14 protein-coding genes are annotated in these 15,068 nt (G+C 31.7%); 2 read left to right on the forward strand and 12 right to left on the reverse strand.

From position 1 onward, the window contains the following. Nucleotides 1-993 precede the first annotated feature (993 nt). A complete protein-coding gene (locus FN817_RS13790) occupies nt 994-1,188 on the reverse strand; it encodes a hypothetical protein (RefSeq protein ID WP_142718456.1) in 195 nt (64 codons plus the stop codon). Between the two features lie 373 nt (nt 1,189-1,561). Between FN817_RS13790 and FN817_RS13795 the strand changes: the two genes are divergently transcribed. Continuing rightward, nucleotides 1,562-2,368: a hypothetical protein gene (locus tag FN817_RS13795; protein ID WP_142718457.1), complete on the forward strand. Its 807-nt coding sequence runs from the start codon at nt 1,562-1,564 to the stop codon at nt 2,366-2,368. 2,960 nt (nt 2,369-5,328) lie between these two features. Here FN817_RS13795 and FN817_RS23615 read toward each other — a convergent pair. Then, nucleotides 5,329-5,481 carry a glycosyltransferase gene (locus FN817_RS23615; protein ID WP_142718508.1) on the reverse strand — a complete coding sequence of 51 codons (153 nt, stop codon included), beginning with the start codon at nt 5,479-5,481 and terminating at the stop codon, nt 5,329-5,331. Nucleotides 5,482-6,082: 601 nt separating this feature from the next. Here FN817_RS23615 and FN817_RS13805 point away from each other — a divergent pair. Next, nucleotides 6,083-6,325, forward strand: coding sequence for a hypothetical protein (locus FN817_RS13805; RefSeq protein WP_142718458.1), 243 nt, complete (start codon nt 6,083-6,085; stop codon nt 6,323-6,325). A gap of 286 nt (nt 6,326-6,611) precedes the next feature. Here the strand turns inward: FN817_RS13805 and FN817_RS13810 are convergent, their stop codons facing one another. From FN817_RS13810 to FN817_RS13855, 10 genes are all read right to left on the reverse strand, one after another. Continuing rightward, nucleotides 6,612-6,884 (reverse strand): hypothetical protein, encoded by a 273-nt coding sequence (locus tag FN817_RS13810; protein WP_142718459.1) that lies wholly within the window; start codon nt 6,882-6,884, stop codon nt 6,612-6,614. Nucleotides 6,885-6,948: 64 nt separating this feature from the next. After that, on the reverse strand, nt 6,949-7,431 hold the full coding sequence (locus FN817_RS13815; protein WP_228451559.1) for a hypothetical protein: 483 nt from the start codon (nt 7,429-7,431) through the stop codon (nt 6,949-6,951). 493 nt (nt 7,432-7,924) lie between these two features. After that, a complete protein-coding gene (locus tag FN817_RS13820) occupies nt 7,925-8,326 on the reverse strand; it encodes a putative signal transducing protein (RefSeq protein ID WP_185149914.1) in 402 nt (133 codons plus the stop codon). 220 nt (nt 8,327-8,546) lie between these two features. Then, on the reverse strand, nt 8,547-9,140 hold the full coding sequence (locus FN817_RS13825) for a Crp/Fnr family transcriptional regulator (RefSeq protein ID WP_142718461.1): 594 nt from the start codon (nt 9,138-9,140) through the stop codon (nt 8,547-8,549). A gap of 447 nt (nt 9,141-9,587) precedes the next feature. Further along, on the reverse strand, nt 9,588-9,926 hold the full coding sequence (locus FN817_RS13830) for a DUF4280 domain-containing protein (RefSeq protein ID WP_142718462.1): 339 nt from the start codon (nt 9,924-9,926) through the stop codon (nt 9,588-9,590). 33 nt (nt 9,927-9,959) lie between these two features. Beyond that, the gene (locus FN817_RS13835; RefSeq protein WP_142718463.1) at nt 9,960-12,029 is read right to left on the reverse strand and encodes a type VI secretion system Vgr family protein; all 2,070 of its coding nucleotides are present in this window, start codon (nt 12,027-12,029) and stop codon (nt 9,960-9,962) included. A gap of 43 nt (nt 12,030-12,072) precedes the next feature. Then, the gene (tssD, locus tag FN817_RS13840) at nt 12,073-12,459 is read right to left on the reverse strand and encodes a type VI secretion system tube protein TssD (RefSeq protein ID WP_142718464.1); all 387 of its coding nucleotides are present in this window, start codon (nt 12,457-12,459) and stop codon (nt 12,073-12,075) included. 85 nt (nt 12,460-12,544) lie between these two features. Beyond that, a complete protein-coding gene (gene tssD / locus FN817_RS13845) occupies nt 12,545-12,931 on the reverse strand; it encodes a type VI secretion system tube protein TssD (RefSeq protein WP_142718465.1) in 387 nt (128 codons plus the stop codon). A 288-nt stretch (nt 12,932-13,219) separates the two neighbouring features. Beyond that, entirely contained in the window at nt 13,220-14,578 is a 1,359-nt protein-coding gene (locus FN817_RS13850; RefSeq protein WP_167498870.1) for a DUF5458 family protein, read from the reverse strand. Between the two features lie 11 nt (nt 14,579-14,589). After that, nucleotides 14,590-15,039 carry a hypothetical protein gene (locus FN817_RS13855; protein WP_142718467.1) on the reverse strand — a complete coding sequence of 150 codons (450 nt, stop codon included), beginning with the start codon at nt 15,037-15,039 and terminating at the stop codon, nt 14,590-14,592. Nucleotides 15,040-15,068 lie beyond the last annotated feature (29 nt).

Genomic DNA, 15,068 nt, shown 5'->3' on the forward strand with positions numbered 1-15,068 from the left:
TACTTTTTCATTCAATGTAAGCAATTATTCCTCCTTTAAAAGGATCAGAAAACGTCTTTCATCTAAGAGAAAAAAAAACTGTGAAAATCCAGCGGTGGAAACTGTTTCGCCGGATGAAAGAAGATATTCTCGTATTACTTGAATAAGTTTTCCAGTTCCATCATAAAGCAAACCATTGATTTGATCGGTAACTGATCAGCTTCGGTAATTTGATGTTTTTTAAAATGATTTGATGTTTTTAATAATAATTATCTTATCGTGTGTTTTAAACAGCCAAACAATCTAAATAGACGTGATCCCTATAATAGTCAAAATGTAATTTCCATTGAAATAAAACAACCTTCTGATGTTTTATTAATATAAAATCAGGCTTATCATTCTAAAGTTCTACTTTGTATTAAGGATTTTATTGATGGTGCATCGGGATAAAAATAAAGTAGCTTTCTCAAAATGAGAAAGCCACTTCCTGAAATTAAACTTATAGAGAAATAAATATTATATTTTTGCGGGGGCTCCGTACTGCTACTGAAAGTAAAATATAAATGTTTTTGCATAAATCTTCATTTAATTCAATGACAATCAGTGCAGCTACGGACTATGCTCCCTTATAATGGTCACCACTTCTTAAGACAGGGAGTTACAAATTTATATAGGAACTTTGTGTTTTTAATTCAAATAAATCATGGTAGTCTTAAGTTGTCGTAACAAAATATATCTATAGTTAAACATGGTTATAAGTTAAAATATAATGAAGATTTCGGATATATTGTTAAGTATTTCAATATTGAAGTAACTATCAAAAAATTTTATATTCTCATTTGACTTTTTAGTTTTTTTAAAGTGCGGCAAATTTCTTTGCCGCACAGGTTTGAATGAAGAAACAAACCCTATAATAGCCTGTTAATGTGCTAGTCAATACCAATCAATAGAATTTATTCTTAAACACACTTATAAACAATCCAGCAACTTTTTAAATCACATAGGGAGGATTACTTAAATCTTGATGAACAAAGCAGCTGCAAACTCCTGCAGTATCTGCATTTTTAAGGGAATTACCCCGTCCTCGTCACCCAAGAAATGATTAATCCCGTTACTTGTAATATCTAAAGTAGGCCTAACAACCACATTGTTGGCCATTATTTGTACATAAGACAGAGCATCAAAAAATAGTAGGAGTAATAAATACATTTTTTTCATTTGTTAAATATTGTAATGACTATTTGTTAATATATTATGAAAAGTAGATTTCTTTCTTCAGTATATATTTACGTTCGGATAAAAAAATCATAATATACTATCTCATAAAAATTCTCCTTTATGTAATATTATAGGTTACGTTTTCACTATTGATGTTATAAATACTTTAGCAAATTTAACACTTCATTAGTAAATAAAATACTGATTATTAGTAGTATTATCACTATAAATTTATAGTTTTTTATCTAAAACAATTATTAATAAATATTAGTTTTTGATTGACATTAAAATCTAAATACTACTACATATAAGAATATCCGATGGGTCCGAATTAAATTTATTTTTACCAGATATACTATTGAGAATGAAAACCATTTTATATCTTACGGACTTTTACTATGAGGCTAAAGGAAGAGCCTACTACAAAGAAGATCTATATATTACATCAAAATTGAAAAATAACTTTAATATACTGATCGGCCATCCACATCAAGTAAATTCTTATCTGGAATATGGAGATATCATTATTTTCAGAAATACAGGATCTGTGATGAATTATGAACCTTATTTCAAAGAATTTATCGACAATGTTAAAAAGAGAAATCTTTTAACATTCAATTCATTTGATGGAAAAGGTGATCAGAAAGGAAAAGATTATTTACTGAAACTGACAAAGGATAATTTCCCAGTTATTCCTACTGTAGAAAATAGAGATGAACTGCACAGACTGGGAACTCCTGGAAGCTATATGGTTAAAATGAAGAATGGTGCAGATTCAACAGGTCAGGAAAAAGTGAACAATAAATATATTCATACCACAGAACTTAATGGTAAGATTATACAACCCTTTATTGATTTTAAATATGAAATCTCTTTTGTTTATCTCAATGATCGGTTTCAATATGCTTTATATGCACCGGAAAAAAATAAGAGGTGGGAGCTTATTGAATATTTTCCCTCAGCCAGGGAAATTGCATTTGCAGATCAATTCATTAATTGGAATAACCTTAAAAGAGGGATTACAAGAGTAGATGTCTGCTGTCTTTCTGATGGTTCTCTTCTCCTTGTTGAATTAGAAGACCTTAATCCTTATCTTTCCTTGGAAATACTGCCTAAAACTAAACAGGACAGATTCATCAAAAACTGGGTAGAGATATTAGATATTATGTAGATAAACGGGATGTTTTACTCAATAGCCAGATAGAGAGTAAAAAATAAATCTGACTTATTGCGCCGGATTCTTAATAAAATTAATATATCATTCAGACCTGTTATTAAAAAAATACATCTTCGAGCAAGATAATGAATAATAATTTTAAGGTCTGTAAACAAACTTATAAAGAACCTTTTTGTCATGAATTCTGAGACGGCAGTAATAAATCTAAAAAATGCAGTAATTAAACTACAAACCTATATCTTGTAATGATACATTTACCTTGATTTTATTGTTATATACTACACTGAGAGCTTTAATAGCGATGCAGCTCCTAAAAATCCGAAACTTTCTAAAAAATTCAGTAAATGATTGTTACATCTTTAATCCGGAACACCATAGAATTTTGATGTTCCAATAACTCATAAATTTCCGTGGAAGTAATCATAGTCGACTCAGGAATAATATTTCCGCTAATATACAATGATTATATACTAAACAAGTTTTAAAAGTTAAAATTACTTGGATAACCGTATCTTTATTCGTATCAATAGTTAAAAAATCTGTTCATCTTTTTGCATTGTATTGATGGCTTGTATTCTTTCACGGGTAAGTGTCAGTCAATAGCCAGTAACAAATGTTTTCGTATTCCAGACACTTGAATAACTATGTAATTTCTAGTTCATTGCTAATCACCAGAAATTATTTAAGTATACTTTTCATTAGAATACACTTTAATTAAAAACACATATACCCAAGTAGAAGAAGTAGAGAATACTTAAAAAAAGCTTCCCTAATGGGAAGCTTAAACACTAAAAAAAGCCCTTATAATTAATGATGAATCCTAACCATAGGAATAATGTAAATATAATATCTGAAAATATGAAAAATCATGAGTAGGATCAGTTTATATAGTTAATAAAGGATAAAATAAATCTCAGCAAAAAATTGAATAATACAGTACTTCTCCGCGAAAAAGGACAACTGTGACGCATCTAAATGCGGCTAATGAAGTCTGCCATTCAACTGTACAAGGGGATTTACAAATCTTTCTTTGTCGTGATATCGGAATTTTTTGATCTATACAAGCCAAAATCAAATATTCTGAATCTTGATTTAAAATAACTTACTACATGCCATTTATTAAAGAGATGTGACTGATGTCAGCGTATAACCCAAAGGTCTGAACATCTCCTCATTCATATATTGGTTTGGAAATCTCATTTACCATCCCACCTGTAAGGTAGAAAATAATATAATTATTGAATGATCCGCATCGCAGAGTATTTTCAAACGAGAATAAGCAGAGTTTGCTTTTTCAGTGGGCACCATATCTACTCAATTACAATAAAGAAAAATAAAGATTTAGTTTACGGAGCTATTTGTCAATCTGCATCACTTTACATTTATAAATAAAAAATCAAATAAATTTAATCTTCTTAAAAATAAACCTGAAAAGAGATATAATAATGATTAAAATATATAAACTTAAAATATCAGATACAGCATCAAGTTGGATTTAATAATTTTGTTTCCATTATTATTTGCGGGGCTCCGTGCTGCCACTGAAAAGAAATATAAATGTTTGTACAATTCTTCATTCTATTCCAAAATTATCAACGGCAGTTACGGCAATGCACCCTAATTATTGTTACCATATCTTAAGACAGACATTAAGATTTTCTATAGAAAATTGTGTTTTTAATATAACTTAACTTGTAGTCTTCATGGTTATCTCAGTTGTAACAACATATTATTTATTAGTATAATTAATCTGTAAACTATCATCGGCTTTCTCAATGAGCTGATAAAAAGTGCGGCAAGTATATTTCATTGCCGCACAGGGTCAGAAAACTTAAAAAACACTTTTTTAAAAGGATAATAATCTATGATTCAATAATTAATACAACTTCTCTAAAGATCGGTAATAAATACATTTTTCTCATTTGTTAAATCATTGTAATGGCTATTTGTTAATAAATATATTTGTGTAAATTCGATTTCTTTCTTCAGCTTTATACATTTAAATTTGGATCAACATCATAATATCCATCTCTTGAAAATTCCCTTCCATGTAGTATGCAGATTAACATTTCAATATTGCTGTTATAGTAAAGAAATTATTTACATCAGATCTTCAACAAATTTAACAATTCATTAGTAGATACAATACTGATTATTAGTCATATTATTACTATAAAATAGTAGTTTTTTATCTAAAGTAATCATCAATAAGATATTCAGTTTTGGACTTACATTAAAATCTAAATACTGCAACTCATAAGAATATCAAATAGTTCTGAATTACATTTATTTTTACCAGATATACCTTTTTAAGAGTTGAATATTTCCCCCAGTTGGGAAAATTACATTTGCAGATTAATTATCAAATATAATAACATTAAGAAAAGGATTAAAGAATAGATGTCTACTGTCTTTCTGATGGTTCTCTTCTTTTTGTTGAATTGGAAGGCCTTAATCCTTATCTGTCTTTAGAAGATTATCTAAAATAATACAGAATAAATTCATTAGCACCTAGTTAGAAAGATTAAATACAATGTAGATAGAAAAGGTTGAAAGAATAAAGAAATCCGGCAAAATGAGCCAGATTTTTAATAAAATAATATATCATTGTTAAAAAGACACATCTTGGATCAAGATAAATGGATAATAATTGTCAGGTCTGTGAACAAATTTATAAGCAAACTTTTTATTCCTGAATACCAAGACATATTCCCTCTCATTTTCTTTATTAATATTCTTGGAAACACCTCCTCCATGCATTCTGTAGTAACAGTGAACTTTATTGATAAATTTAAATTTCCTTTTTTCATATAATCCCATATAGGACTTTGATCTTCTGCAATTTTTAAAGTTAGTCTAATACAATCTGCATTAGACAATTGAAAAAATATCAGTCGTTATTTCTGATCTTTTCGTTATCTTGAATATGGATCGGAATAAGGTTTTCATCGAATTTACAATTTAAAACAGTGATCAGATCCGATAGTATCTTTTATGACCTTTATTGAAGCATCTGTAAAACAGTCGTCCAGAATAATTGCTTCCCAGTTATGGTAAGTTTGATTGATTAGAGAATCATAACAACTTTTAAAACTTACCGTTATTATGGTTAGCTATAAGAATAGAAAATTTCATGATCTGGCATTAGATTTAGAACAAAAGTATTGACAATTTACTCGTAGCAGAGACCTTCTACATTGTAGTATTTTTGCTAATTATTTATAGTTTTTTAACTATAAATAAAAATCATTCCATACTTATAATTTCTTAAGATTATTATATTATATCTCAATTTGGTGAAAATATTTAATTTTTAAATTCATACTAAAAAAGTAAAGTAGTACCTGGAATACCGCTTCAAATATATATTTACAAAACGTTCAATAAAATGACATAGCTTTTCTCTACAGAAAAAATCATTCATTGAATAATTTACCTTAATTACATACACTGTAAATTACAAATATCAACATGAGCATAAATAACTAATATTCAAGATATTAATTCCTTTAAATAGAAATAACCTATTTGTTTTTTGCAGTTTTTTAATTATTTTTGAATAATATTTATCACCCAAACTTTTTTCGTGAATAGCGTATCATAATGTAAGCTGAATAGTTTTAATCAGAATCAAAACTGACGTGATCGTGTAACCGGTATATGAAATATGCTGGCTATTTCTAACTTCAATATCAAAAAATACTAATCATGGATTATAATCAGGCATTAAACCACAAAAAAGAAATTCTAAAAAGTTTGGAAGAATTAAGGAATTACAGTCCTTCAGAAATTATGATTCTCCCCTCAAAAGCAGAGGATTTCCAAAGATATATGAATGAATACAGGAAAGATCCTAAAAGATTTAATGATCAGTCCTGTATTAAATTTTCAACAGACAACAAATATATGGTGTATAGAATGTGTGAAGACCAAATCCTCAATTGCAGATAAAATTGTTTTAACCAATTGTCATTTTTGATAATTGACGATATGCAAAATCAATCAAACGAAAGGATTATTAAATGGCTAGAAATGTTCTGCTGAAGACAATAAAATAATACATTACATTCCTCTTGCAGTTCAAATATTATTATAACTAACTTTATCACTTCTTTTAGAAATGAACTTAATGAGAGCCTTGGTAAATCTCAAAATAAGGTTGAGAATTTGATTTTGTCGGGAAATGAATGTTGTCTCATTTTTGTTAAAAAATGTATTATTGTTAAAAAACACGACTTTATAAATTTTCACAACAGTTAATGGACAAATGTACCAGATTACCACCTCCGGGATAAACTGCAAAATATTTTGGATTACCCCGGTTAGCATCAAAGTAAATGCTTAGTCCGTCCGGTTTTCGCGGATGAGGATGATTCTCAATGAAATATTGTTTTCCATCCAGCTCTATGATAATCTTGTAAGTTGTTAAAACCATCTGATTTCCATCTCTGTCAAAAACAATAACTTTGTCAAATGGAATATTATTCACAAATTGATTTACATTTTTCATATATTAATTTTTTAATTGAACATAAATTAGGATAAAACCTAATATTGATAAATGATTCAGAGTATTATTTCAGAATAATTCTAAATTTCCCGATCTGGCTTCCAGAAGCCATTAAACTTTTTTGTATTACAATACTGTAATCTCCTACCTTGTTAAGCTCATATTCAAAGTCTTTTCCAAAAGGACCGTCAATACTTCGTTGATTCAGCTCAATGTTATTAAAGCGGATATTATCCTGCCCAGACTCCGGAATAATACGTCCGGATATTTTAGTTCTTCTGATGTTTCTCAAGTGTAGCACCAACTTCTGATTTTCATTAGTCAGTTCTTCATGAATTTCAATAGGAAATTGATGCATATCTACAATACGGGTAATAACTGCATTAGTAACCGTTCTTTCAGCTTCCTGACTTTTAACGGCTTTAAGTGTATCGGTTATGGGAATATTTTGTATTACCGAATGATAAGATATTCCTGTGTTCCCTGATTTATTTGAACAAGATAGAAACAGTAAACCTGATAGAAGAAAAATACATGGTTTTAGCATAAAATCGATTTTTTGCATTAATATAATGATGTTAACATCTCTGATTTTTTGGATCTGTGATTTTACCCTTCTTTAGCATTTTCTAATGCTACAAATACATGCTTCCTCTACTTATTAAATGACAGAAATATTATTTTTATGTTTGGTGTTAGACTTAAAAGAAAATAAATCCGGCAAAGGTTTTACCCAATACCGGATAATGAGAAACAAATAATTCAGATTTAAATATTCCAAATGTTTTTGATGATGAAATATTCTTTAAAAACTTATTACAAAGCTAAAAAGATATTTTCCATATTTCGTTTAAACATACTCGTATTATTACGAATAAACTATAGTTTTTAAACTAACAAAATATAGCATAATAGAGGAGTAAAATTAGAATGCTGGTCTAGAATTAACCATTACAAATAATAATGGCATAATATCATATCTTTTTCATGAATCTTATTGCTATCTTATTTAATAATCTCCAATACTTTTCATCAGTGTTTCAGCAAGTAAACTCGCCATCGCAATAATAACAGTAGTAATATGTTTTTGAAATTTCACTCGGAAATCCAAGGATGTACCAACTCATACCGAAAACACCACCCAGTTTTTCAATCTGAAAAACATGATGGGAGCCACATCGGGTACACACCGGATTTGATACCTCAATCCCTATTTTAGGATCTTCTGTATGTTCCTTTTCCAGGATATGTATGGCATCCTCAACATCAACATCAAAAACCTGTAGTTGTATTCCACCACCAGTCTTCGAGAGCATCCAATCAGCATTAAAAAGATTCTCGTTACCTATAAAACAGTTAATTCCGTTTTTTTCCAACAATTGCTTGTCTTCTCTGGCATTGCTAATTTGTCTGTAAAATTTAATACTGATCAATCTGGACATATGCTAAAATATATATATGAAACAAGTATGAGCCACAATACAGATAAGATCGTTGCAGGTAAAAGTTTTGAAAATAGCAGCTCTATAGACATAATGACCTTTCATTCTGTTAGGTCTATATTCATTAATTTAATTGCAGCCTTACTGTAATCCTATAAAACGTTCGATTCTTACCAGAGGCTAAAGTCCGATGATAAATAACCTCAGCACAATCAACAGGTTAATAAAAAATTTTTCCATTCCTGATGGTAACAATCTTATCCTTCTCCATTTTTTTTAATGTTCTGATAACCGTTTCCTCACAGAGACCGGTCAGACAGGCAATCTGTTTCCTGGTTAGCGGTATCTTGAAAGAATAAATAAATTTCTTTTTCTGAAAACTTTTTAGGTAATCCAGCAGCCCCCTGATTTTAACCACAGGGCTTAGAGAAGTAAGATACTTCTTAATAATACATTCATCATACATTCCATGAGAAAGGTTCTTTACCATAACTGATAATAATTCAGTACTCTGCCCTACTAATTCAAGAAACGCCTGTTTGGGGAGTCTTACAATACTACTTTGTGTAACAGTCTCAGCATTCATCGGATATGGCTTTTCAGCAAATAGTGTATATTCACCAAAACTTTGTCCATCTGAAAATATATTGTGAATGAACTCTTTTCCTTCTTCTTTGTAGCTGTTTAGCTTTACTTTGCCATTTATTATCTGATAATAATAAAAAGGAAATTCATCTTCACAAAAAATCAATTCATTTGGTTTATAATACCTAATTTCACCTTTTGCTAAAAGCAAATCTTCGTCTATTATCATACTACTCCTTTTAAAAAAGTTGAATAAAATTACTTAGGTTATAGTTTTGTAATACTATCAAGCTTCGATACTATAAGAAAGCCAGTTATGAAAGTATATTCTTTGTTCCTTGAACATATATACGATTAAACAAGCAAAATAAACCTACTGATATAGCAGATCTGCTTCATATTTCAGCATTCCCGGAAATGCCGTGTATCTGGAGAATCATACAGATATAAGAATCATTGTATCAGATACCACAATACTGCAATAAAGAATTAATAATTAGATTATTAACAGAACAAATGTAAAAAGTTCATTTTTAAAATTCTACTCATTCAAGGTCGTATTATCACTAAAAAAATGTAATTTTTTAACTAATCAGGCTAAGGAACCGCTGATTATTATAAAGAGAAAAAAGTTATAGTAAGCCTCAAATTTTCTTAATAAACGAAACGTATTCATTTATTCTACATCATGCTTTTCACAGTGTCCTTTATTCGTAACGGAAATTTTACCACCCGTACCGCAATGGCATGTGCTTTTTTCCGTGAGAACCTTGTGATTGTTAATACAAGTGTCCTTCGCCGTATTCTCCCACTTTGCAATGACAGGAATACATTTTATTTTGGTAACGGTGCAAATTCCAAAGGAACCAATATTGATTTCTGTCTGTTTATCTTCTTCCGTAGCAATTAACTTATTATCGGCTTGATAAAAGCAATTGCTTGTAACCTTCAGCAGTGAAGGTGTTACTCCTTTATCACATAATAAAGAAGCTCTCTCTGTAATGATCTCTGGCATATCTTACGGAACTTAATTGTAATACATTTATATCTACTTTTTTTGGGTAGGGTCTGTTGTTAATTTTTTATATTTGTCCAGATATTCCATCCCTTTATCAACACTTGCTGGAATAATTTTATCCAGACCAACCTCTTTTACTTTTTCCAGATCTTTTTCCTTCTTGGTTTTTTCAGGTCCTTTGGGTTTATTATCCATGCTGATTTTACCACCCTTTATTCCTACAGTGGATTTACCATTGACAATAGCCTCCTTATCTGAATGCATCATTAATTTCTCTTCGGCATTCAATGTAAGTTCTTTCGTTTTAAGATCAAGTTTCTTTTCACCTTTAGTTATAATTTCAAGGGCCGACTGCTCAATTTTTGCGATGGCCTTAGAACTGATCTGCGTGGCCGTAGTTTCCAGTTTATTCGCTATCATTTGCTCCATATTGACGGTTGTAGCAGATATTTTAGCTCCGGCTACCATTTTAATTTCTGCACCTGCAGTAAGATGAATCGTTTTAGGTGCATTAATTTCAATATTTCCTTTTCCATCCATAACAATAGTGTTATTACCAGCGTCTCGTATAGTTATACTACCTGCCTCATCATCCATTTCAATACGGTTACCACTCCGCGTTTGAATTATTTTTTTAGAATTATTCTCCGTCTGATAGCCACTTTTTTCAGATCCGTTATAATGGGTTCCCATAACATACGGCTTTTCTGCGTTATTGCTTTCAAACCCAACTGAGATTTCCTCACCTTTCTCTGGCACAAAATAGAACCCCTTCCCGTCACCTCCATGAGGTTGAAGCAAACGGAGCCACGGTGAACTAGTCCCTTTGTTTTCCTGCCATGGAAACTGAACCCTCACTCTTCCCATTCCCAGAGGATCATTATTATCTATTACCCTAGCTGATTGCTGCTCACCTAAGGGAACAGCTTCACCATCCTGATAAGGCGCAATATACAGATCGGGAATCCCTGCAAATTCATTGTAATAAATATTTCCGTCATGAAAATGTGTAATTTCAGTAATCCGGTACGTTTCCATTGCCTTTCCGTTAATATCAATCAGCTGAACCCTTCCCCCGATTTTTACCTCGGGATCTTTGCTTTTCCCCTTTATACAAACCAGGTTTTCCCTGGTTTCCTTCTCTTTTGTTACTGCCTCCTTTAACTCTTTTTCAGTAACATCGGAAATACCACTGTAGTTGAACAACATTTGCTGTTTCTTTTTATATACTCCTTTAGAAGCATTAATAGCAATAGCCTGAAAGTGGTTTTCTTTATATTGGGAACGAATTGAAGAAGACTTTGTTTTTGTATTGATTCCCTTCTTTGCGTCATAAACAGTATACTCAAAATCCTGGGGCCTGATGTTTAGTTCAAATTCTACCTCAATGAGATCAATATTTTCTTCAAGAACAACTATAGGCTGCACTTTATTACCAAATACCAATTCTTGCCCGTTATAATAAAAGTACTCCCCATACCGAATGGCAAGCCTTCGGATAAATTGATAGTCCGATTCTTTATATTGTACAGTATACGGTAAAGTATACTGAGTATTAAGGTTTTCAATAACTACTTTAATATCCGCATGCTCCTCGGTTGATTCTTTTACAATCTCATTAAGCTTTCTGTTCTCAAAACTATGGCAGGCTTTGCCATTTTCCAAAAGAATCGTAGGTGCATTTCCGGTTATGATCAGCTTACCATATCCATTTTCTTTCCTATTTTTAATATTGGTAATAATTCCGCTAAAAGACTGCCTTATACTTCCAAAACGATGGAAAGAAAGAGTGATATTTTTTCCAAGTAGAGTTTTAGAGTTTTCCATTAAATACCCTTCAAAACGATCAAGTGCATCGTCAGGAACAATGATATTAAAACCATCATGATCATTAGTAACCTGATAAAGTTCCAGTGAAAAACTTGATTTTTCAAGGAACGGTTTTCCCTCAAGCACCAATGTACAATAAACTAAAGGGCTTTCCTTTTCTTTCAGGACAGAATTTGTCAGTTGTAAATAAGGATTCTGTACTGCGTAGATGCTATTGGATACATCCGATGAATTATCAGACGATATAGAGTTATATATTTTTTTCGACATGACCAAATTGCATTGAAATTTTACTTAATTCAATATCCGCTTGTTATTTCCACATTTTTTCATGAATTGCATTATTAAGATCAAACTTCTTTGCAATCATGCGCATTTCAATTTGTAAAGGCTGGGTGCTGTTGGCATCAAATTTTTCTTTAAATCCGATGCAGTAGGCTTTTTCAAAAACCAATTCCTGAAGTTTACTTATAGCATCACGACGGTAAAAAATTATCTTACCGTTTTTTGTCTGATTATGATCCAGCATCCAGCTCAAAAGTTCGGGGTTTCCTGTACTTTCAATCTTAATGATAATCTCTCCTCCCTGTGGTATTCCTTGTGGTTTCCCTGTATTATCTGTTGCTTGGGTAAAACCATATTGACATTCGAGAATGTTGTACGTAATACCATCCAGTTCTAATTTGGATAAAAATGACATAATAGATTAGCTTATAGTTAAATAATAAACATATAATAATAAGATAAGCAGCAGTAAACAGATTACTACTGCTTATCCTTAAGGTTTATACCCATTCATTTTCATAGGCCCCGGTCCCCATTTCGATTTTTCTTGCTGAAATCGTAAATGCTTCAGTCAATGGATTATCTCCAGTAGAATCAAAATCTTCATTGTGCTTTACCAGATATCCCTCAGTGAATTTCAATTCTTTGAGAGTAGCTTCACTATCCCGCTTAGCGAATACAATACACCCGTCTTTTCTTTCAAAAGAATTGGTCATCCACTCGAAAAGATCGGTAGACCCTGTACCTTCTAATACAATATCAATCTTTCCACCCCTTGTAACGGTGGAAGGTCTTCCTGTTGCATCAGTTTCCTGAAATAATCCGTAGCTTACTTTAAGTATATTATACTCTTTACCAGCCACTTTTAACTTTGCTTTAAATGACATAACTTTAAAATTTAATGATTAATAAATATTGAAATACAATACTCGCCCAAACAAGCAACCCGTTAATTCTTAAGGATGGGCCTTAAAAATAATCGTTCATCGCAGTGAGGCTGTTTGTAATTTTTGCTTAAAACGGGGAAAGGTAATAGAATAGAAATCCTGTTTAATTTGGTTGTATCAATATTCCTTTATCTGGTTTTTACATTACCCAGCTTCCCGATATTATATTGTGATTTTCATGATACATATTCCTGAACATATTACATAATGATCTTCTGATATTTCATTCTAGTTTTGCTTATATTCTGTATCCCATTCATTACCCTGGTCCCCTTTATGCCCGTCCATCTTGATCAAGAAGTTTTTAGCCGGGAAATAGGGTTTCATATGAATATCAAGGTGAATTCTATCCTTCTGAACGGGATCTTGTTCAAATCTTTTGATCTCAAAATTCTCAATTAATTTACCGGGACCCGCAATGCTGTCCAAGAAACCAACAATCTGATTCATGATTTCTTTACGGGTTACTGCCGTGAAATTTTCGAAAGCTCTTCGGTTTAGAAAATCCATCAGAACCTTAGTCACATAATCAAAAACCCTCACTACGGAATACGTTTGTAGACCTAAATTATCTCCGTTAAAAAGGGTTTTTCCTGAAAAGGCCATAACCTTTCCATATTCATTTACCATAGGAATAAGCCCCAGATTCTCAAGATTGGCAATTTCACTTTTTTTAAGATCAAATTTTACTCCTTCCACTTCGTTAATTCCTCCGAACTTCTTTCCCGCAGTAACCTGCGACATAAGGGTTTTATAGATCTTTCCTGCCAAAGCTGTAGAAGGAGGTATATACATATTTTCGCGTTCCTCGATTTCTTCAAACCTTCCTCTTCCTACAAGCCAATTGCAGGTCATCAGAACATTTGATCTGTATACATCCCCTCCCGTAAGATATGCCTGATCAAACATCTCCATTACGTCATCCGGTTCATCGAGGTGCTCAAAATCTGTAACAAGCATTACCTTATTTTCATACACTAGTTTTGCCCATTTCTCTATTACTTTATTGGATCCCAGATATCCCGGAATAACCAAGATTCCATAATTATTTTTAAGGTCAAGTCTGTCGTAATTATCCGTAAGTTCCGTATGTATGGTATCAATAAAACGTGTATTATCCAGATCTTTTAACTGCTCCAACGTTGCATTAACAATGGTAATGTTTTTTACCTTGGCTGATTCCGTATTTTTGTAGAATAAGGCAACAGTTCTGTAATTAGCCTCTATTTCCCTACTGTCTTCAATAGCTTTCGATAAATTGTTTACTAACAGCTGTTCCGCACATTTTTTTCTTTCTTCACAATCTGTAATCATATCCGATAGTGATTCGCTGTTAGACAACACACTTACCCATAATTTCAGAGTCTTTTTCAAGGTTTCTTTTTCTTTTTCTTTACCTGGCTCAGTTAAAAAAATTCTTTTTCTGGCCCTTCTGTCGGGATTGATATTCTGTACTCCATCAATAGATATTTCCAGCAAGTCAAAACCACCATAACGGGCCAGCGCTACAAGGTTGTCCGGCTGTGCGTAATTTTCTCTAAACCTTTCTTGAGTGGTATGTTGTTGTAATTGTTGTTGCTTGTCCATAATACTTCTTTTTATTTATTATTTTCCAATTCCAGGATCAGAGACTGCAAAGTGCTGTATAGGGCTTTCCGTGCATCCGGATCTTCTATGGCTGCTTTTAATATTTTATTGGTCTTGAGCTGCCTGATGATTTGCTGATATTGATTTTTTTCCGTTTCCAATCCTGATAGGAAGTCACTCTGTTTTGTAATACCTTTTATTCCGAAATCTCCCAGATTATTAAATTTGAGTGATTCTATTTTAGAGGTTCCGTTTTCATCTTCAAAATCAACTTTAATTTCTGGTTTAAAGTGTTCAAAAACTTTTTCTACTGTATCTAATCCTTCTACAAGTTCAGGTTTAACAGGATCATGAGCAGTTAATTTCTGTGCTAGTAGCGTCCTGTTCTGAGGAATTTCAAAAATGGATTCGCTTATTTCTGGTGGAACTTCGTTTCCTCCAATTCCTTTGTTTGATAACATAGTATGTATTTTTTAATTATTTATCTTCG

Source organism: Chryseobacterium rhizoplanae (assembly GCF_900182655.1).
Lineage (GTDB): Bacteria > Bacteroidota > Bacteroidia > Flavobacteriales > Weeksellaceae > Chryseobacterium > Chryseobacterium rhizoplanae.